The following is a 20018-nucleotide window of genomic DNA, read 5'->3' on the forward strand; positions in this document are numbered from 1 at the left end:
AGCGGGGCTCATCGCTATCGGCGGACGCTCAGAACCGTCGTCCAGCCTTACCCAGCGCCTCAGACACGGATCTCCCGGACGACGATCGTGTGGGTCTTGCCCTGAGAGGCGTCGTACGAGATCTCACGTCCCGGCGGCTGCCACATCAGCGCGTGGCCCAACGGTGACGACGGAGAAACGATGTCCGCCTCGTCCGTGGGTAGTTCGGCGACCGTGTACAAGGTGTCGTCGTCGACCTGCCCGTCGAACTCGAGGACGAGCAGCGCACCAGGAATGACAACCTGCGGAATGCCCGGTTCATGGCCGACACGGGCGGCATCGAGGAATGCCCGCAGAAAGACTAGGCGCTTCGTTCGGCGATCACGCTGATCGGCTTGTGTCTTTCTGAGGAAGACGAGGTTGGCCGCGTCCATTCCCTCCGGAATCTCGTCCGCGGTGTCCACGGCGACCTGGAGCTTCTGTATCTCTCGGACCAGCCGCTGAAAGGCGGCGGCGGGAATCTCCTGAACGGGGACAGAAGTCTGCGGTGCTCGGAGTGACGCCGCCTGTTCCCGCTGCTGCGACATGGATGTCACGGGCTGCACGGCAGGCCTGGTTGTCGGTGCCGATACACGCGCGGACTCCGAAGTCCGGACTCGCCGCTGCACCGGAGCAGGAGTGGAAGGGGCCGACTTCTTTGCAGGGGTCGGCGTGGACGAACGCGGCCCCTGGGGCTGAAGGACCATGTCCGCGGACGGGGTCGAGATGCCGACGGCTGCCTGGGCGTCAGGCCGCGGGCTGTTGCCCTCAGTGGCCTCGCGCTCCGGAATCACGCTCCCCTGGTCGTCCCCAACCGGGCCGCCCAACGGCGAGGCCACGGTCTGCACCGCCTGGGACGGAGAGGTGGGCTCTTCCGCTTCTTCGCAGACCGGTTCGATCCCCAGCCTTTCCAACTCTGCCCAGAGCGGCGCGAGCGCCTGTTCGCGGTCCAGGTGGAACCGGCTTCCGCGGATGCGGACGAAGGTCCAGTCGACACGTTCCAGGTCACGCTGCCTGGCCGCCGCAGTCGATGCGTCCTCGCCCTCCGCGAAAGCGTCGCCGTCACAGGCGACGGCGAGTCTGCGTGTCCCGCCCTCGACAACCAGGTCGAGGGAGTGCCGGCCGACCCGGTACCCGGGACGTACGCGATAGCCGCGCGCGGTCAGTTCCCGATACACCTTCTGCTGGAAGAGGCTGTCGAACGCCTCGTGCCGTACGTCCGCGAGCACCTCACCGTCGACCGCGACGGTTTCCTCCTCCGCCGGCCGTGTGAGGTGGTCGAGCCACTGTCGGCGCAAGTCGTTCTCGTGGAACTGTTCGGTGCGCGCACTGTGGAACACCCACACCTGGTCCTGGGCACGTGAGGCGGCGACGTTGAGCCGTTGTTCGTACGTCTTGCCGTTGAAGCCTCCGGGCACTGAACCAGCGGCGGTGGTCGCTGAGTTCACGCAGGAGATGAACATGACGTGGCGTTCGTCGCCCTGGAAGTCCTCCGCGTCGCCGACCCGGATGCGCCGCTCCTCACGCTGCTCGTAGTCAAGACGTTCGGCGAGCAGGTTCTCCAGTTCCGCCAAGTGTCCCTTGCTGGCGCGGAGGCTGATGACGCCCATGGTCTTCCCGTCGTACGCGGGGTCCGCGCAGCAGCGCACGATCGCGTCGACGAGCGCCTCCGCCTCGGCCGTGTTGGCCAGTCGGGCACTGCTCCCGAGGGCTTCGCCGTCCTCGACATACACGGTACGGACCGGGGCCAGACGATCGGCACCGTACTGCCGCAACGGCTGCAGTCGCCCGTTGTAGCACAGTTCGTTGGAGAAGGAGATGATCTCCGGCATGCACCGGAAGTGCTCCTTGAGCATGAGTGTGCCCCGGCCCGCGGAAAGCGCCTCCGTGAGATCGAAGAAGCTGGAGTCGGGCCCGAAGAGGCTGCGGACATCCGGCTCGAGTGCGGTGAGCAGTCGGTCCCTCAGATGGAAGTACTCGTCCTGCTTGAGGCCGACATTGGAGGGGCTGACCTGCTTGCTGTCGCCGACGACGACCATCCGGTCGGCGAGCCAGCTCAGCAGCATGGCCTCCAGACCGGACTGGCTCGCCTCATCGACGATGACGACGTCGAAAATGCCGGGGCGGTCCATGGGCACGGTCTCAGCGACCTGGTGCAACGGCATGATCCAGGCCGGCACCGCGGTCTGTGCCTTCCGCAGGGCGGCCTGTGCGTCACGCCGATAGCGGTGCTGGTACTTGCCTTTGATCCGGCGGGCGGCCTGCTGGTACGCGCTGAGGGCTCGGGACTGGTCACCGTTGAGCAGTCCGAGACAGCGGTGCCAAGCGCGTGCTGCGGCGAGCCTCGCGAGCATGATGCGTGCCTCGTCATCGGCCTCCGTCAGCCGCTTGCGCAGGGCACTCTCCGCCTCCGGATCGGTGAGCCGTTCCATGCGGTCGCGCCACGCGGACCAGGCCCAGGCTTCGATGAGGAGGGGCAGACGTGCGTCCCACATGATGTCCTGCGGGGCGTCCGTGATCCGCTCGGCGAGCGAGGGGAACGCCTCCTGCACATGAGTGAGCGCAGCGTGTTGTTCGGCCCGGAGCCGGGCAGCCTCACGGACCTCGGCGATCTCGCGGCTGAACTCCCGGTAGCCGTCGGGGTTCTGGGTGCGCACGGCTTCGAGTGCGCGTGTGACCGCGGGCGAGACACCCGGCCGGTCGTTCCAGGCGCGCAGGAGTTCTGCGGCGTCCGCAATGACCCGGCGAGATCGTTCGGCGGCGCGCAGCGTGCCGGCAGCGCGGAGGAGGGCTCGTACCGCGCTCTCGACGGACTGGTCGTGCCAGGTGGCGACGGTCAGCGCCGGCGACGTCGCGGCAGCGGTGAGCACATCGGTGCGGGCGGTGGCAACGGCGAGAAGCGCTTCGAGTGCCTCAGCGTCCTGCCGCAGGCGGGCCAGTCGAGGACCGTGCCCCTGCCAGGCTCCGGCAGCGCTTCCCCACTCGGACTCGACCTGGGCGAGCCGCAGTTCGAGCTGCACACGGGCAAGGACGACAGCCGCGGTTTCGACGTCGTCCGAAGTGCGCCCGTCGACCCGGACACCCTCCACGAACGAGCCGACGGCTTTGGCCAGCTTCGAACGGATTCCGAGCGGGCCGCGCAGCTTCTGCCCTTCACCGAGTCCGTCGTGCAGGGTGGTTGCCTGGCTGAGGGCCACGGCCGGGTCGTACTGCTCGAGGCCACTGACCATCGCGGTACCCAACGTGGAAAGCGAGGCATCGACCGCCGCGAGAGTCTCGGTGACGGCTGCCTGGCGGCTGCGAGCCTGCCAGTCCTGACCCGCGTTCACTTCCTTCAGAAGTGCCCCGGCCCATTCGCCGGCCGCGGCGGCAAGTGACGCGGCCCGGGCACGAGCGGCGGTGAAGGCGTCGAGTGCCGTCGACAGCCGCTGTTGCTCGGCCTCCGTGAGACCGCGCACCGCGGTGTCGTACTCCTCGCTCAACGGATCCTGCCGCACCGTCGCGTGCGCCTGTTCCGCGGACAGCACAACGGAGACAGCTTCCTCGAAGTGGCCGGGGCTGGGCAGTTCCGTGGGGCCGGGGACGTCGGCCGCAAGGAGCTGGTGGTGCGGTGTGAACGCCCGCGTGGTGCGGAGGAGGTCAAGCACGTCGTCGGCAGTCAGCGCGGGCTGTTCCTGCGGGACCTGACCGAGCCACTCGTACTTCCCGGACTCGGAGGTGAGGCGTTCCGCGATCTCCTGGAGGCTGCCGCAGTAGTCGCCGATCTCCCGTTCGAAACGATGGGTCTCCTGTTCACGCAGAAGGGCAAGATCGCGCAGCATGGCCTGCTGGGCGGATCGTGCCGCGGTGAGTCGTGACTGCAGGCCACGGATCTCACGCTGTGAGGCCTTCTCGTCATAGCCGGCGTACTCACTGAGGATCTGCTGTACCGACGCCTCCAGCTCACGCTGAGCGGCGGCACCGTCCTCGGTGCGGCTCACGCACAGGTCACGGATGGACTCCGGCAGCTTGTCGCGCAGCACGCGCAGGGCACGCGGAGTATGGCTCGTGATGAGGACACGTTTGCCCTGCGCGAGCAGGTCCGTCACCAGGTTGGCGATCGTGTGCGTCTTGCCGGTACCGGGCGGGCCCTGCACCACGACGAGGCGGTTGGCGCGCAGACGTTCGGCGATCGTGCGCTGCTCCTCGTTGGCCGGGAGCGCGAAGTACATCTCGCCCGTGTCGGCCTCTGCCCCGCCGTCCTCCACCGCCGCCAGGTCGGCTGCGGTCAACGCCCCGTCCCGACCTGCGATATAGCCGAGCAACTCAGTGGGAGAGGTGCCACCGTCGATCTGTCGGGCGATGGCTTTGAGAGCGTCCATCGTGGAACGACGGTTGCGTTCCCGCAGAACGAGTGCGGGGGTGAGCCCCACCTGCGGCACATCGAGAGTCCGCGGTGTCGTGCGCTCCACGGTCGGAAGGTAACTGCCCGCGCTGTGCACGGCGTTGGCCCAGCTGCGCAAGGCGGTGTGCAGAGCTTCGAGGTGTTCGGGATCGGTCACGTCCAAGGCACCTTCTAGTACCTCGACGATCTCCTCCCGCACCGGCCCCGGGACGTGCTGGGCCCCTTCCAGCATGCCCTCTTCCAGCTCCAGACCTACGCCGGTCGGGTCGGGTGCGGCGGTGAGCATACCGGTGGACGGGTCGAGCTGAAGGGTGGCCCGGCGGGTGACAAGGTGCCGCTCCACACGCTGGCCGCTCGTCGTCTGCCAGGTCAGCCGGCCGAGTCCGAGTACGAGTTCGTACGCTTCGCCCAGGTTGGCGGCGTCCTCATGCATCTTGTGAAGCCGGTCGTACAGTTTGACGAGGGGATCGATCGCGCGCCGCCGCTCCGCCCACACGAACCACGCCTGTTCCCAGGCGGCATACAGCTTCTCGATCGTCTCCCGCTTGGGGTGTGCGTCGAGTTCGTGATAGGCCTTGTCGAGCGGTATCCCCTGGGACCAGTCCGGGAACTCGGGCTCGATCCGGCGACGCAGGTGCGGAGCGCGGTGCTGCTTGAAGTCACGGATCCGCGTCTCGTCCACCCACGGCGCGAGCATCGCCGCCGGGTGTGGGGCGTCCTCGCGTTCAGGGCGCACTACGGTCAGCCAGGCCGGGTCGTCCGTGATGAGCGCCCCGTCAAGCATCACCTCGACGCCGGGCATGTCCGGAAGCTCCTCGAACCACACGGTGCCGGCTGCGCCGTCGAGCGTGCGGACAGGCCGGGCCTTCGATTCTTCGGCTTCTGCGAGGAACCGAAAGATCTGGCGCACGCGCGTGGCGTCCGTCTCGTCGGCGGCCGGCGCCTGCGTCCGGGCGTGCGTGCCCCGTAGGCTTGTGCGACTCGGCTGCGTCGGTACGTCCCCGAACACCTCCCGGACGGGAGCCCCCAGATTTTCGCTGACGTCGGCAAGGCCCTGGCCGGCCACGGCATCCGGCTCCTCGTCCGCGAACAGGAACTGTTGCCGGTCGCCGAAGAGCGAGGTCTGGTCAGGGAGCGGCGTCGCCGTGGTTCGCGCCAAAGCCCCGTGTGCGGGGGCGGGAGCACCCGAAGCGGCAACGGCCGTGGTGAACGTGACGCTCTCACGTTCATGCCCATCCGGGAACCGCACCTCGATGTCCAGCTCCGCGGCCGTGCCTGCCGGGATGCTGTAGGCCCAGGTCACCGAGATCCTGCGCCCTTTCCGCAGGGTACCGTCCAGCTCCTCGTCCAGGACTTCGGTCTGGTGGTCCTGGACCTGGCGCCCCGCCTTTCCGTACGGTCCGCTTCGGACGAGCAGACTGATTCCGTTGACGTCGATCGGCTGTCCGGTTGCGTTGCTCAGGTGCAAGGTGCACCTGACAATGTCGTCGCCCTGCCGGTAACCGTACGAGTCATTGGGATCGACGAGTTCATACGGCACGACGTCGTCGATTCGGACGTGAAGCCCGTCGTCGTACTGATAGACGGAGCCGACCGGCCTCATGCCGTCACCCAGGCCACTCTCACCCTGGCTCACACGCCACCCCACTGTTTCCGAGGGCCACATGGTGGCCACCTTGTGAAATCCCGCCCCGGCCAGCCGAGTTGCGAGCGCGACGCACCCCCCGGCACGTCAACTTCTAGTGTGAACTGAGCACACGGATCGAGAGTATCAGGAACGACGCCCCGACAACCCCTCAAGGGAACATCCGCCACGTCGCGACCCATACAAACCGCCTGAGCGGCACCCGAAACCGTTCAGTCAAGCCTCACCATCGACACCGCGGGGGCGCATTCGACACACCTTCTCACGTTGACTGAGTTCACATTAATCTGCATGATGGTCGTCGCGTCACCCGATCAGCCCCCAATCGCTCCAGGGAAAGGCGCACACGTCATGCGCATGGAAGTGGTCCACGTGTCACCCGAGCTGGCCGCGCGGTGGCTCACCCAGAACACCAACAACCGGCCACTCAGCAAGAACACCGTGCAGCAGCTGGCCAACCAGATCCAGCGCGGGGAATGGCAGTTGACGCACCAGGGCATCGCGTTCGACGAGGACAACGCACTCATCGACGGTCAGCACCGACTGGCGGCCATCGTCAGAGCTGGGCTCACAGTGCCACTGACCGTCACACACGGCGTCCCCCGCACGGCCTTCACGGTGATGGACACGGGTCGCAAGCGCACCGGCCGGGACGCACTCGCGCTCGCGGGTGAAGCCAACGCGACGCACCTGGCCGCGGCCCTGCGCGGACTCCACCTGTACCTCCACGCACCCAACTCCGCATGGAGCGGGGGCTCATCCGTCACCAGCAACGATCAGCTCCTGATCGCTCTGGAACAGCACCCCGGCATCCGTGACGCCCTCCTGCACGGCATCGCGATCAATCGCGCATGCCGCATCACTGTCACCGCGGCGACCATCGGCTGGTACGTCACCACCGCGGCGCGGCCCCACATCGACCAATCATCTTGGAAAGACGGGGTTGTCACCGGTGCGCGGCTGGAGTCCGGCGACCCTCGCCTCACCCTGCGCAACACCATGCTCAGCCTGGCCGCCGGCAAGACCCATCGTCGCCGCGATGACTCACGCGAGCACCTTCTCTACTACCTCAAGTCATGGAACGCCTGGGCCGAGGGCCGCACGATCAAACTGCTGCGCCGGTCCCCCAACGAGACGATGCCCAGGATTTCCGACCGGTCCGTCGCCGCGCCAAGGGAGAGGACCGCATCACGGACAGCCTGACGACTTGCAGGCATGGCAGACATGGCCGCGCCGGCTCCATCGGGATGGCCAAACCATCCTGCCATTGACTGAGTTCACGCTAGATTCAGGTAACCGCTGTCCCCCAGCACGCGTCATCGGGCACATGGGCCGCACTCGTGCGCCCGGCAGGAAAGGAAACGCATGCGCGCTCAGGAGATCACCTTTCTCAAGCTCGTCCAAGGGGACAAGCAGTTCCAAGTGCCTCTCTACCAACGGACGTACAGCTGGGGCCGGGACCAGCTGAAGCGCCTGTGGGAGGACGTCGGTGAGCTCGTCGAGCAGCACGTGTCAGGAGAGTCCGCAACGCCTCACTTCCTGGGATCAGTGGTGCTGGCCCCCGGCCAGATCCAAGCCGGCGGCGTACAGAGATGGCTCGTCGTGGACGGTCAGCAGCGCCTCACCACACTGATGCTGGCCTTCACCGCCTTGCGTGACCACCTCAAGGAGGGCGGTGACTCGCGTGCCGCCGACAGGGTGCACCGACAGGTCCTTGTCAACGAGTTCCACGAGGGATTCGATCACTACCGGCTGCTGCCCACCCAGGCGGACCGAGAGGCGTACACCGCATGTATCCAGTCCCGGGCCGAGGCGGGCGGAGGTGACAACATCGGTACGGCCTACCGCTTCTTCCGCGGTGCACTCGCCGAGGGGCAAGAGGCGGACGTACAAGGCTGGGTGGAAACTGTGGAGACCGTCCTCAAGGACCTGCTCTCCATCGTGGAGATCACCGCCGAGCCGGGCGACAACGTCTATCGCATCTTCGAATCGATCAACAACACGGGCGTCGGGCTCAGTCAGAGCGACCTGCTGCGCAACTACGTGTTCATGCTCCTTCCCAGGCGCGGTGAGCGTGTCTACCAGGAACTGTGGTTGCCCATGCAGCAGGCCCTCGGGCCGAAGAACCTCGAACTCCTCGTCTGGCTGGACCTGATCGTGCGTGGCCACTACAAGACCAAGCAGAGCGAAATCTACCGCGAGCAGCAGAAGCGGCTTCAGCCGCTGGCCGGCGACGAGGACGCGCTGCAGCGCGAGATCGAGCAACTGGCCGAGCGGGGTCGGAGATTCCTGCGCATCGTCGACCACACCCGAGAGCAGTCCCCCGCCCTCCGCACGGTCCTGGAGCGCCTGGCCTCGTGGGGCGGCCAGACCCATTATCCGCTCGCACTGCACCTGCTGGACCTGCTGGACGCCGGCAGGACGACACCCAAGGACGTGGCGCAGGCGCTGGGCTACGTCGAGTCCTATCTGGTAAGACGCCTGATCTGCCAGACGTCGACGGCCGGCCTGAACCGGATCTTCATGGAGGCTCCGAAGGAGCTGGAGACGGACCGGTCGGCCGCCGAGGCTGTCCGGCGGTTCCTGTCCGGACGGCGCCGGCGCTGGCCGAGCGACGAAGAGCTGCGCGAGGCGGTCCGCACCAAACCGTTCTACTGGAGCGGGCGCCCTCCCCAGCGCAGCTACATCCTGCGCCGCCTGGAGGAGAGCTACCGCGCTTCCGAGCCCGTGGACTTCGCCAAGGCGTCCCTCAGCGTGGAGCACGTCCTGCCGCAGCGGCCCGCTCCCGCGTGGTTCGACCTGCTGGCCGAGGAGACGGAGCCGAACCAGACACCGCAGGAACTGCATGATCTGCTGGTACACACGCTCGGCAACCTCACCCTGACCGGGGACAATGCCAAGCTCTCGAACCACCCCTTCGAGCGTAAGCAGCAGATCCTCGACTCGAGTGCCCTGCGCATGAACCTGGAGATCTCCTCCGCGCAACGCTGGGGCAAGGCCGAGATCTTGAAGCGTGCCGACCGTCTGGCCGCCCGCGCGGTGGAGCTGTGGCCCGGACCGATCGGCGGAGTCAAGCCGGCCGCCGAGGAGTCGCCGGGCTGGGCCGAACTGCGCGCGGCACTGGTGGCGATGCCCAGCGGTACATGGACGACGTACGGCGACGTCGCCGAACTGATCGGCAGTCATCCCGTGCCCGTCGGGGCCTACCTGGGCGCCAATACGGGCGTGCTCGGCGCCTACCGCGTGCTCACCGTGGAAGGCAGGATCTCCCCGTCCTTCCGCTGGGCGGACGGCGTCGACCGACCGCCGCCACAGGAGTTGCTGACGAGCGAGGGGGTGCGCTTCGACTCCCTGGGCCGGGCCCATCAGTCCCAGCGTCTGTCGGCCGCCGAACTGGCCACCCTGCTGGGGAGGGACGTTGCCCAGCCGACCGCGCACGACCCGCTCCCCGAGGGAGAGGACAAGGCGGCGGCCGAGCGCTTCCGTACGCAGCTGCGGGAGAGCTGGCCTGACACGTACGAAGGAGTCGTGGCGGCCCTCGACTTCTGGCGCCGCCAGGGCGGCCATGTGACCTACGGCCGGCACGAGGAGACGAGTTGCTTCCCCATGCTGGACGCCGGCACAAGCCGTCGGCCGCACCTGATGTGGCCGGTCGGGATCTACCCCGTCAGCGGAACGGTCGAGGTGGTCTTCCAGTACCTGAAGACCCGCAGCCCCTTCGACGACACGGAACAACGCCGGGAACTCTTGAACCGCCTGAACAAGATCGATGGCATCGACCTGCCCGAGGCGAAGCTGGAGCTGCGCCCGTCCTTCCCGCTGAGCGTCTTCGCGCGGCACGGTGACGAGATCTGCGAGGTACTGGACTGGTTCGTGGGGGCGGCGGCGCTGGATCTGGCCCGCAGGGCCTGACCGAGCTCAAGGCGGTCGCGCCCGAGGCCGCATCCGACCCACCGGACCTGACGATCCCAGTTGAGATGGGGAACCTTCATGAGCATGTACACCGACCCGGCCAACACAACCGACCCAACCGAACCGACCGACCCGACCGACCCGACCGACAACGGCGCAACCCCGATGAGCGCCTACGAGGTGAAGGTGTGGGAGGCCCTCAACGAGCACTGGGAGCGCCGCAACAACCCACGGGGACTGCCGAACTGGGCGAGCAACGCTCTCAGTCGCACCGGCGAGGTCGCGGGAAGCGCCGCGAGCCGGGTCAGGGACGCCGTACCGGACAAGCTCGCGGACCCCGTCCGTCGCGCAGGTGAGGCAGCCGCCGAGCTGGCCTTGCAACCGGCGCTCAGGGCCGCGGTATCGGTGCTCGATCTGGTCAACGACTGGGCCATGGAGCTCAATGACCCGAGGACCGTCGAGGAGCTCGCCCGCAAGAAGGGGTGCGAACTCGACAGTTTCACCGAACTGCGGCAGCAGGACCTCAAGGTCTGCGACCGGCTGCTGACCGCCAACACCCTCAAGTGGCGGACCGCCGGTGCGTTCGAAGGCGGCACCATGGGCCTGCTGGCCATGGTGCCGGTCGCCGGCATACCTGTCGCGATGACGGCTGACATCCTCGTCGTCCAGGTCCTGACCGCGTCGATCGCGGCGCGCATCGCGTACTCCTACGGCTACGACGCGAAAGACCCCGACGAGCAGGAGTTCATCGAGCGCTTGGCGCGCCGGTCCTTCATGGCACAGGCGGCCAAGGCCAAGCCGTTGAACGAGGCCGCGAAGGCGGCGAGCGCGCTCAAGGGGCGTGTGAACTGGTCGGAGAAACTCCGCCAGGACCACCGCCTCGTCGCCGCACTGGAGAAGTTGCTGCAACAACTGGGCCCGGCCGGTTCCAGGGTGCCGGTTCAGAACGTCGCCAAGGTGGTGCCGTTCGTGGGTGTCCTCATCGGGGCCGGCATGAACGCGGCGGTTCTCGGCAGAGTGGCCGCCGAGGCCCAGCGGTACTGCCAGACCCGGTTCCTCTGCGACAAGTACGGGCTGCCGATGCCGGCCGCACTGCAGGTCGACCGGGACGACGACCCCGAGACCGACGCCACGTAAGTGCCTCAGATCCGGACAATGACCGAGGTTGACCCTCGACCTTGTCGAGGGCTCAGGGTTACGGGTGTGAAGAACGAGATGCGCAGCATCGGGGAGATGGCCCGAAACGGTGGACTGAGCGTGAGCGCGCTCCGGTTCTACGACCGGGCCAGCGTCTTGGTCCCCGCCTGGGTGGACCCGGTCAGCGGCTACCGCTGGTACGAGCCCGAGCAGTTGGAGGAGGCCCGACTGCTGGCCCGGCTGCGTCGGGCGGGCATGCCTCTGGCCGACATCCGACTCGTCCTGGCCGCCTGGTCCGGCACGGACACGGACCTGGTGCGCGGCCTCCTTCAGGCGCACCTGCACCGTCTTGAGCTGGGGCTGTTCGATGCCCGCATTGAGTTCTCCGCGCTCCGAGCCCTACTCGATCACAGGGAGAACACCCTCATGACGTCCCTCAGCACCGCCACCGTCCGGCTTTCCGTTCCCGCTCCGGAGCTGGCCGCCGCGCTCGACGCGGTCCGCTTCGCGGCCGGTACCGACCCCGGACTGCCGGTGCTCGGCGGGATCCTGTTCGACGTCGAGGGCGACGGTCTCCACCTCGTGGCCACCGACCGCTACCGGTTGGCCGTCGCGCAGGCTTGCACGGTAGGGTACGGCGGCTCTCGCGTGCAGGCCGTCGTGCCACTGCCGCTCGCCGACGCGATGCGGGTGCTGCTGAACGACGGGGAGTCCGTCCGGCTGGCGGTGGACGGTGGCCGCGTGACAATGGAGACCGGCGACCGGCAGGCGGCCGGGCAGAGCCTCGATCACGAATTCCCCGACTACCGTCGCCTCGTCCAGCTCCCGAGCGGTCGCCGGGCCCACATCGACACGGCGGCCTTCCGGGAGGCGCTGGAGACCGGCCCGGTCCGCGCGGGCGAGACGCGCGAACAGGATGGCGAAGCCTTCGACCTCAGTGTGCTCAGGGTGACGGAGAACGGGACGGTGATCGTGTGCGACGACGGTGACGACGACCCGAACGACGTCGCCGTCAACCGCGCCTTCCTGCTGGACGCGCTGACCGCAGCGGCCGGGGACGAACTGGTCCTGGAACTCGGGGCTCCTACGGCACCGATCGCTGTGCGTCGGGCAGACGACGAGGACAGCTTCTCGATCCTGATGCCGGTCCGCCTGGAGGACTGAGACCGACCTGCCGGGGTGACCCGCCGCTGATGGCCGCGCGGCTCGCACGGCCATCAGCGGCGGGTCACCAACCGGGGTAGCGATCCCACCAGTTCGGGTCCCAGCCCAAGGTGTACTCGGTGCCGCCGGGACGGTCGGTGAGTTGGGCTACGAGGTCACGGGCCAGGATGTCGAGGACCCAAGCCAGTTCGTGACGGCTGACCAGGCCGACGGGCAGGGCCTCGGCACCGTGGGCTGCCCCGAGCTGCGCACCGGCCACGCAGGCGACCGAGTCGCCGTCCGGTGCCCCGGCGGCGAACCGCAACGCGTCGGCAACCTGGTCCCGTTCGGGGAAGGAGGCGGCGACATACGCGCCGCCGAGCAGAGCCGACGGCGCGGTGGCGTCCGGCGCCAGCTTCGCGAGCCGCTCAGGGTCGGCCGGGTGAGAGACGGCCATCTCAAGTGCTTGGCCGAGCCGGTCGAGTTCCTGGGGAGCCGAAGCCAGGTCCGTACCACGAAGGGCACGAAGGCCTTCCCGAAGTGCGTGCTGTACCTGTGTCCGACCGCCGGACGACGCCTGTGCCTCGGTCAGGTCGGTCAGACAGTGCTGGGCCACTACCACCGCCTGGGCAGTCGCGGTGTGGGCGGCGGGGTCGCCATGGGTGAGGGATGCGATCTCACGGGCCGTGTCGACTGCCGGCTCGGTGCCGTAGGCGGCACCGAGCACGGCGACCGGAAGGGTACGGGTGAGCGCGTGGCAGCCACGGCTGGTCGTCGGCGTCTCCACCTGGCCGTGCACGCTCCTGGCCAGCGCGGTCACGGTCGCCGGCGCCGAACCACGCGGTTCGGCCAGGACGGGCACCTGGGCGAGCCAGCCGTCGGGCCACGCGCCCCCGCCCGAACTGCTGCGCTGGGCCTCCAGCCCCTGCAAGGCGGCCCATCGACGGTAAGCGTGCCACACCACCCCCGGGGGATGGCACATGCCCTTGTGGTCGCCGCGCACGAGGGCGCGGATCGTTCCTTCAGTGGTGAAGCATGCCAGCTGCGTGCTCACCCCGGCCCGCAACGGGCCGTCGACCGGCAGCTCGCCCTTGGCGCGGCCGAGCGTGTCGCCGATCGCCAGACCGAGCAGCAGCCCGCGTACTCGGGACACCGCATGCTTCTCCTTCAGGAACTCCCGCGGTATCCGGTCCGTATCCGGCTCGTCGGGCTCCACGGGAAACTACGAATCCTGTTGCGCGGAGGCGCCGTCGCGGGCGCCGCCGGTCCAGTCATCCCTCGTCCCCGCGCTCCCTGTGACCTCATGCACGTGGTTCTTCCGAGAAGCGGTTCCGGCAGTCTTCCCGCCAGAAGCCTTCGGGGTGGCCAACTCGTGCACCGCATCCTGCAGTTCCGGGTGCGCCGACAGATGCCAGCCGTTCACCAGCGCGGTACGCAGGTCCTGCAGCGCGGCCTTGGGGTCGGTGCCGACGGCCAGATGACTGTAGACGGCGGCGACAGCCGGGGTGCGGCTCTGCCCGGCATAGCAGTGGAGCAGGACTCGCTTGCCTTCCTGACGCAGCCGCAGCACTTCACGGGCGGCCTGGTCCACCACGTAGTGGAGGTTGGCGTTGTCTCCCTGCTGGTCCACCAGCCAGACGCGGACGTGCTCGACGTCGGTACCGGGCAGGACCGGTCCCGTGCCCATGCGGCACAGTGACACCACGGCATCGACGTCGACCGGCTCGGCGCCCTGGGCCGTGGTCAGGTTGCCCAGCACCACCCCGGGGTCGTGCGGGTGGCGTATGGCGAAGCCCGGGTGGGAGGACGGCAGCTGCGGCGTCGAGGGCCAGCCGGCGGAGTCGTCGCTGCCGCCGCGGGCGGTGAGCAGCGCCAGCCGGACCAGATCGGCCCCGTTCAGGCCGGGCCAGCCGTTGACAGCCCGCTGCCACTCCAGCGGGACGCCGGAGCAGCCCCAGCGCGCGCCGAGCAGGGCACCGGCGATCGCCGCGACGGTGTCGGTGTCCGTTCCCGCACGTACCGCCGCTTCCAGCGCCGACTGAAGGTGCTGGGCGGGGAAGCTGCCCCCGGCGGGACTCAACTCCGGCACGGCGGTACGGGTGATCGCCGACCAAGCGGCCTGAAGTGCGTGAACGACCCAGCCGTTTTTGGTGAAGTGACGCGGCGGATGAGCCTCGGCCTCGTCCAGCCGCTCGACCCACATGTCCCGACGCTCGGCAGGCAGGAGGTCCAGGCCGGCGCGGACGCCGTCGAAAGTCCCGTCCAGTACGGCGGTTCGGATGCCGGAGCACCACAACACGCAGGCGTCGACGCAGTCAGGGTCGGGGTGGGTGAGCGCGCTGACGGCGATGGCGGCCTCGGCCATCGCGGCGGGGTCACCGAGGTGTGCGAGGGCGACGATTCCGGTCCGCATCAGGGAGCCGTTCCCAGCGCTGCGCGCGTTGCCGGCGGTGTACTCGCGGGCCGCCTCCCGCATCGCCGTGCCCGCCGACCCGGGTGCGCGGGCGGCGATGCTCAGGACCAGGCTGGTCTGATTGCCGACGTCGCTGGCGCCTTCGCCCAGCCAGCCCTGGAAGTTGGCGGCGATCGCGTCCAGGGCTTCCGGTTCGCGCAGATCCGCTCCGGTCGACGCCACCTGGGCGATGCAGACCTGCATCTGGGTGTCGTCGGAGTACTCACCGGGCTCGTACGGCCCCAGGCCGCCGCCGATCATCATCGGCTGCTGGTCCTCGCTCAGCGTCGCCTTGAACTCGTACGGCACGCCCAGCGCGTCACCCACTGCCGCGCCGAGCAGTACTCCGGCGGCCCGATCGGCAGCCCGCGCGTCCAGTTTGGGGTTGGGCAGGGGGATGCGGGCCATGAGGACTCCAGGTGGTGCGACGGCCCGCGTGAGGCCAGCCGGGCGGGTGGTGTGATGCCGGGATGGAGTGGTCGGTCGTCCTGATCGGAACGGTCAGAAGGGCACTGGACACGGCAAGACGCTCGTGGAAGGCGTCTCCAGTGTGACCGCCGCGTCAGCCTCGCACGACGGCCCACTTATCGTCAATAGGACGCTTACTGGTGTCCGGGGTTTGCCGCTGTCGCAGTCGGGGTCGAGCCGAACCGACCGGCTCGACCCCCTTCTGCGAATCCGCGAACTCGATTCAGCGGACCCGCTGGTCCCGCCATTCCAGCAGGGCGTCCCTGGCTGTCTCGAAGTCCATGGGGCCATTCTCGATACGGAGACCCCGCATGTACTCGTAGGCCCTACCGAGTTCGGCTCCGGGACGGATGCCGAGAATCTGCATGATCTGGTAGCCGTCGAGGTCCGGGCGGGCGGCCTGTCGTTCGTCCTCGACCGCCAAGTGCTCGATGCGCTCCTCCAGGGAGTCGTAGGCGCGCGCCAGTGCATGCGCCTTCCGCCGGTTCTGCGTGGTGCAGTCGGCGCGGGTGAGCTTGTGCAGTCGGTCGAGCAGGGGGCCCGCGTCACGGACGTAGCGGCGCACGGCGGAGTCGGTCCATCTCTCCTCGACATAGCCGTGGAACCGGCGAGAGGCGGTCCGCATCGGCCATGAGTTCCTGTGGGCGGCGACCTACGGCGGGCACGACATCCCCGGCCGGGCGCAGATGTCCGGTGAGGGCGGTGTCGACTGTCCCCCGGGCGACCCCAGGCAGGTGAAGTACGAGACGCAAATCGGAACCGCCGTACCCGAGACTCTGACGGACGAGCAACGCAGCCAGCTCACAACGCTCCCCAGAATTTTCTCCAGGCGATGAAGACTCTCGAGCGGGTCGTCCCTTTCATTCACGGAATGCGCGCACCCACCGCAAGCCCGATGACATCAGCACACCCGTCCGCCCGGGGCTCTCTCGCCGGGCACCCACGCATGACAGCCATGCCGAACTTCCGGCAAACCGATACAGATTCACGAGACGCCCTGGTGAGAGGTGGTCCCGGGAGGGCGGCACGACGCCCGGGAGGCCATGGCGCCGGTCGTCCCCGCGCGGATTTGCCGCCCGGGTCCGTGTCTGGGATCTTGTCCGGTGCAGCGACGTCGGACGACGCGCTAGGCCACCGGCACTACTTGACATGAGATCAGGCCAACTCATGGGCCGTGGCCGAGCCATTAGCAGCGGCTCTCTGAACTGTCAGTGATCATACGGAGAAGGCGAACAGCGTGAACACCGAGAAGATTAAGGCCCGGCGTCTTACGGCCGAAGAGGTTGCGGAATTGGGTCCTCAGGATGATGTATTCGTCTCGGCAGAGCTCGACGATCTCCCCCTCGACTGCTTCGCCCCGGCTTTCCTCACCAAGCAGGGCAAGTTTTTCGAGGGAGGATCCGTCATCGCGAGGACGGTCTTCGGCAAGGAGGTTCACGTTCTTCCGGACAACGCCGAAGAGCGCGGGATATGGGTTGCCGACGAGGCCGGGGAGGAGATCGAGGTTCTCCGGAGCGCCGGTGTCCTCCTGAACCTCGCCCTGTTCGTGCCCGACGGCAGCAAGGAGTCCCTGGAGGCGCTCTACGCCTCCGCGCGGGAGGCCTTCGGCGCGGGACTCGTCCAGCGCTGGAACGAGGAAATCGTCGCGGTGCCGGACATCAAGATCGACCTGTTTGAGGAGCCGGTCCGCGGGAGGAAGGGCGCGGGCACGCAGAACCGTGACCGTCGCGCCTTGGACATCTACCCCACCCGTGTGCGGTTCTTTGAGCCCAGCGACGGCTGGAAGTTCATCATCGAACCGCACCAGGAGATCGTCGACGACACCCCGACGATCTGATCCGACGGCAGCCCGCAACAGGCACGCCGCGACACACGGCCCCCTCAGAATTGAGGGGGCTTCCGCGTTTCCGCGGGTCAGCGGCGATCACCGCTGGGCCATCCGGGTCGATACGCAAGGAGAACTGCGGACTGACGCGTGCATAGACGGACCGGTGCGCGGGTTCCGGCACCGTGCACTGGCGGAACGACCGCCCCGCTCCGCCGACTTCCGGATGGCGTCCCGCCGAGTGGTGTATCCGATCAAGGCCCCGGAAGCCGCAGGCCGGCGGCGATGGCTCAGCGCGATCGGGCGCTCAACTCGTCCCAGCAGCAGGGCGCCTCGTGGGCCATCGTCTCGACGAAGATCGCCTGGAGCCTCGTAAACGGAACACGTAACACTTGCCTACGCCATCACACGAGACGCCATCGATGCAGAACACTCGAACCATGGAAGCAGACAGGACATCCGGGACGGTCATTCTGCCCGCTGGGAGCCCCGTTCCCGGCCGTGACGACGTACTCGGCCAGGCGATCCCGTTCGACCGGGCGCGCTGGGTGTCTCTTCTGCCCGACTCAGGCTGGTGGCCCGGCGAACTCGACGCGTGCCCGATCGTCGCGGGCAGGGCGCGAGTCGACCGCAGCACGGTGTTCGACATCTCGCGCCGCGCGGACACCGTGGAAGGACGACGACACCTTCTGACCGCTTCGCTGGTCTGGGGCAGTGGGACCAAGGCCCGGTCGGTCGCCCGGCACACCCGCATCTTCACCTCGTCCTCCGCTTCCGACATCGACGCGCACCTGGCCGCCGTCCTCCGCGTGCTGCGGCGGGAGGGAGCGGTCAGGGCGTACTTCGCCTTCAACAACGACGAACGGATCAAGTTCCTCGGACCGGCGTTCTTCACCAAGGTGCTGTACTTCGCTGGTCACGATCACCCAGTTGGCCCTTGGCGTCCGTTGATCCTGGACAGTGTCGTCGCGCGGTCCCTGCGGGCTGCCGACGCAGAGGTGAAGTGGTCCAGGGGTGGGTGGACGACACCACGCTACGGCCGGTATCTGTCCTTGGCCCACGACTATGCGGGAGTAGCCGGGGTGCTGCCGGATCAGGTCGAGGCCGCGCTGTTCTCCCACGGCAGGCACCTGCCCTGACTCCTGCCTCGTCGGAACTCAAGAGGTCATCAAGTCACTGTGCGGGAGGGATGCGCGAGACTCTTCGCTGAATTCGTCGCCTCCTGCGCCTCGGGCGAAGACGAGAGCGCCACTTCGCCCCACACGGTCTTCGTGTGGGCGTCCAGGCATTCCCAGCCCCAGCGTTCGGTGTACGCCTCCACCAGCAGCAGCCCCCGTCCCGACGGGGCGTCGAGTGACTGCGAGGCGGCGGGAGCGGCGGGTCCAGGACAGCGCTCCGGACGGGTGTCGGTCACCTCGATGCGGAGTGCGTGTGGCAGGAGAAGCAGCGCGAGCCTGAAGTCCCGACCAGAGAGGCTGCCGTGGCGGACCGCGTTCGACGTCAGCTCGGCCGTGACGAGGGCGACGGCGCGGGCCCGGTCTGAGTCGTACGGGAGGGCTGTCCACTCGGTGAACTGCTGGACGGCGAGTTGGCGGGCGAGGCGGGCACCGCGTCTGGTGCCGCTGAAGCACAGGGTCAGTTGGCGGGCGGGCGTGAGAGGCGGCTTCGCCTCGTCGGTGAGGTGCTGGTGCGTCACAGTGTCAGCGTGGTGGGGCGCATGACCCGCTGACCAGGTATGACAGCCGTACGTCGTTCTCGTCGTACGGAGTGGGTGGGCGGCTGTGGGCTGGGTTGTACGGGGCTTGTACCGGCGTTGTACGGGTGCGGCGCGTATCCCGGTTCCCGCGTGTCGCGTTGGACACGGACCGGTGGCGAGCGCGGCCGTGGCGGGGCGCGGAGCAGGACGGAAGGGCGTGGGGCTGTGAGAACGGTAAGGGACGTAGGGGACACGCGGACGAGGCGCGGCGCGAAGACGAAGGACGAAGGGCCCGATGTGCCTGGCGTGTGGTCGGCGTACGGGGTGCTGTTGCAGTACCTGCGCAAGCGGGCCGGGTTGAACCAGCAGCAACTCGGGGACGCGATCGGGTACTCGCTGGAGCAGGTCGCCTCGGTCGAGCAGGGGCGACGGCCGGCGAAGGCGGCGTTCACGGCGGCGGCGGAACGGGTTCTGGAGGCGGGCGGGGTTCTGGAGGCGCTTCAGGGGGAGGTGGATCGGGCGAAGTTGCCGCGGTTCTTCAGGAACTTCGCGCTGTTCGAGGCGGAGGCGGTCAGCCGGTTCGAGTATGAGCCACTGCTGGTTTCGGGGCTGTTGCAGACGGAGGCGTACGCGCGGGCCCTGTTCGCCGGGCACTGCCCGCCGCTGAATGAGGAGATCATCGACCAGCACGCAGAAGCGCGGCTGGGGCGGCAGAGGTCACTGACGCGAGTGCCGCTCGCGGAGCTGTCGTTCATCATCGGCGAGGAGGCACTACGGAATCCGGTTGGCGACAGGGACGTCATGCGCGAACAATGGCAACACCTCTTGCAAGTCGGGGTGCTGCCGAACGTGGAGGTCCAGGTCATGCCTGCCACATGCGGGATCCACCCCGGCTTGAACGGCCCGTTTGTGGTGTTGGAGACCAAGGAGCACCAGCATCTCGGCTACATCGAGTCTCAGGATGTCGGATGTGTGGTGCATGATCCAGCAGAGGTAAGCGCCTTCGGCTTGCGCTATGGGAAGCTGCGGTCGCAGGCTTTGAACGGCGTCGAGTCTGCGCGGCTCATCGAACGGCTGGTGGGAGAGACATGAGCGTGGAGCGGGGATCCGAGAACGCGGACGGACTGCGCTGGTTCAAGAGTAGCTACAGCGGCTCGGGAGGTGGCAACTGCGTGGAGGTGGCTGTCAGCCTGGACGCCGTGCTCGTGCGGGACTCGAAGACCGTGGGCGGCAGGCCGGTTCTGCGGATCAGCCGGGACGAGTGGGCGGCGTTCATGGTGCTCACGGCGAAGTAGGGCCGAGCACGGCTTCTGAGCGAAACAACGGGCTCGCTCACGT

Annotated in this window: 12 protein-coding genes and 1 pseudogene; 8 read left to right on the plus strand and 5 right to left on the minus strand. The window is 68.1% G+C overall.

The genetic code is table 11. The annotated features are described in order from the left end of the window. Positions 1 to 59 precede the first annotated feature (59 nt). Complete coding sequence (locus ACWCPM_RS14215; RefSeq protein ID WP_450976431.1) at positions 60 to 6038, minus strand: AAA domain-containing protein; 5979 nt, start codon at positions 6036 to 6038, stop codon at positions 60 to 62. A gap of 300 nt (positions 6039 to 6338) precedes the next feature. Here ACWCPM_RS14215 and ACWCPM_RS14220 point away from each other — a divergent pair, with 300 nt between their 5' ends. From ACWCPM_RS14220 to ACWCPM_RS14235, 4 genes are all read left to right on the plus strand, one after another. Then, the gene (locus ACWCPM_RS14220; RefSeq protein ID WP_450976432.1) at positions 6339 to 7250 is read left to right on the plus strand and encodes a hypothetical protein; all 912 of its coding nucleotides are present in this window, start codon (positions 6339 to 6341) and stop codon (positions 7248 to 7250) included. A gap of 162 nt (positions 7251 to 7412) precedes the next feature. After that, complete coding sequence (locus tag ACWCPM_RS14225; RefSeq protein WP_450976433.1) at positions 7413 to 9959, plus strand: GmrSD restriction endonuclease domain-containing protein; 2547 nt, start codon at positions 7413 to 7415, stop codon at positions 9957 to 9959. Between the two features lie 78 nt (positions 9960 to 10037). Then, positions 10038 to 11096 carry an EcsC family protein gene (locus tag ACWCPM_RS14230; RefSeq protein ID WP_450976434.1) on the plus strand — a complete coding sequence of 353 codons (1059 nt, stop codon included), beginning with the start codon at positions 10038 to 10040 and terminating at the stop codon, positions 11094 to 11096. 78 nt (positions 11097 to 11174) lie between these two features. Next, the gene (locus tag ACWCPM_RS14235) at positions 11175 to 12260 is read left to right on the plus strand and encodes a DNA polymerase III subunit beta family protein (protein WP_450976505.1); all 1086 of its coding nucleotides are present in this window, start codon (positions 11175 to 11177) and stop codon (positions 12258 to 12260) included. Between the two features lie 64 nt (positions 12261 to 12324). On the opposite strand, the gene ACWCPM_RS14240 is transcribed toward ACWCPM_RS14235, so the two are convergent. From ACWCPM_RS14240 to ACWCPM_RS14250, 3 genes and pseudogenes are all read right to left on the minus strand, one after another. Then, positions 12325 to 13392 carry an ADP-ribosylglycohydrolase family protein gene (locus tag ACWCPM_RS14240; RefSeq protein WP_450976435.1) on the minus strand — a complete coding sequence of 356 codons (1068 nt, stop codon included), beginning with the start codon at positions 13390 to 13392 and terminating at the stop codon, positions 12325 to 12327. Positions 13393 to 13461: 69 nt separating this feature from the next. Beyond that, positions 13462 to 15099: an ADP-ribosylglycohydrolase family protein gene (locus ACWCPM_RS14245; RefSeq protein ID WP_450976436.1), complete on the minus strand. Its 1638-nt coding sequence runs from the start codon at positions 15097 to 15099 to the stop codon at positions 13462 to 13464. 283 nt (positions 15100 to 15382) lie between these two features. Beyond that, positions 15383 to 15766: pseudogene (locus ACWCPM_RS14250) on the minus strand (CCA tRNA nucleotidyltransferase); the annotation flags it as partial. 630 nt (positions 15767 to 16396) lie between these two features. Between ACWCPM_RS14250 and ACWCPM_RS14255 the strand changes: the two are divergent. Further along, the gene (locus ACWCPM_RS14255) at positions 16397 to 16996 is read left to right on the plus strand and encodes a hypothetical protein (protein ID WP_450976437.1); all 600 of its coding nucleotides are present in this window, start codon (positions 16397 to 16399) and stop codon (positions 16994 to 16996) included. A gap of 428 nt (positions 16997 to 17424) precedes the next feature. Further along, entirely contained in the window at positions 17425 to 18123 is a 699-nt protein-coding gene (locus ACWCPM_RS14260) for an 8-oxoguanine DNA glycosylase OGG fold protein (RefSeq protein WP_450976438.1), read from the plus strand. A 29-nt stretch (positions 18124 to 18152) separates the two neighbouring features. Here ACWCPM_RS14260 and ACWCPM_RS14265 read toward each other — a convergent pair whose 3' ends face one another. After that, the gene (locus ACWCPM_RS14265) at positions 18153 to 18680 is read right to left on the minus strand and encodes an ATP-binding protein (protein WP_450976439.1); all 528 of its coding nucleotides are present in this window, start codon (positions 18678 to 18680) and stop codon (positions 18153 to 18155) included. Positions 18681 to 18977: 297 nt separating this feature from the next. Between ACWCPM_RS14265 and ACWCPM_RS14270 the strand changes: the two genes are divergently transcribed. Both ACWCPM_RS14270 and ACWCPM_RS14275 read left to right on the plus strand, forming a co-directional pair. Further along, positions 18978 to 19772 carry a helix-turn-helix domain-containing protein gene (locus ACWCPM_RS14270; RefSeq protein ID WP_450976440.1) on the plus strand — a complete coding sequence of 265 codons (795 nt, stop codon included), beginning with the start codon at positions 18978 to 18980 and terminating at the stop codon, positions 19770 to 19772. After that, a complete protein-coding gene (locus ACWCPM_RS14275) occupies positions 19769 to 19975 on the plus strand; it encodes a DUF397 domain-containing protein (protein WP_450976441.1) in 207 nt (68 codons plus the stop codon). Before ACWCPM_RS14270 ends, ACWCPM_RS14275 begins: the two co-directional genes overlap by 4 nt. The last annotated feature ends 43 nt before the right edge of the window (positions 19976 to 20018 follow it).

This window comes from Streptomyces sp. NPDC002309 (assembly GCF_053593375.1).

Excerpts from the sequence above, each read along its gene's own strand:
- ACWCPM_RS14220 (WP_450976432.1), top strand. The coding sequence starts at position 6,339 with ATGATGGTCGTCGCGTCACCCGATCAGCCCCCAATCGCTCCAGGGAAA.
- ACWCPM_RS14225 (WP_450976433.1), top strand. The coding sequence starts at position 7,413 with ATGCGCGCTCAGGAGATCACCTTTCTCAAGCTCGTCCAAGGGGACAAG.
- ACWCPM_RS14230 (WP_450976434.1), top strand. The coding sequence starts at position 10,038 with ATGAGCATGTACACCGACCCGGCCAACACAACCGACCCAACCGAACCG.
- ACWCPM_RS14235 (WP_450976505.1), top strand. The coding sequence starts at position 11,175 with ATGCGCAGCATCGGGGAGATGGCCCGAAACGGTGGACTGAGCGTGAGC.
- ACWCPM_RS14245 (WP_450976436.1), bottom strand. The coding sequence starts at position 15,099 with ATGGCCCGCATCCCCCTGCCCAACCCCAAACTGGACGCGCGGGCTGCC.
- ACWCPM_RS14260 (WP_450976438.1), top strand. The coding sequence starts at position 17,425 with ATGGAAGCAGACAGGACATCCGGGACGGTCATTCTGCCCGCTGGGAGC.
- ACWCPM_RS14275 (WP_450976441.1), top strand. The coding sequence starts at position 19,769 with ATGAGCGTGGAGCGGGGATCCGAGAACGCGGACGGACTGCGCTGGTTC.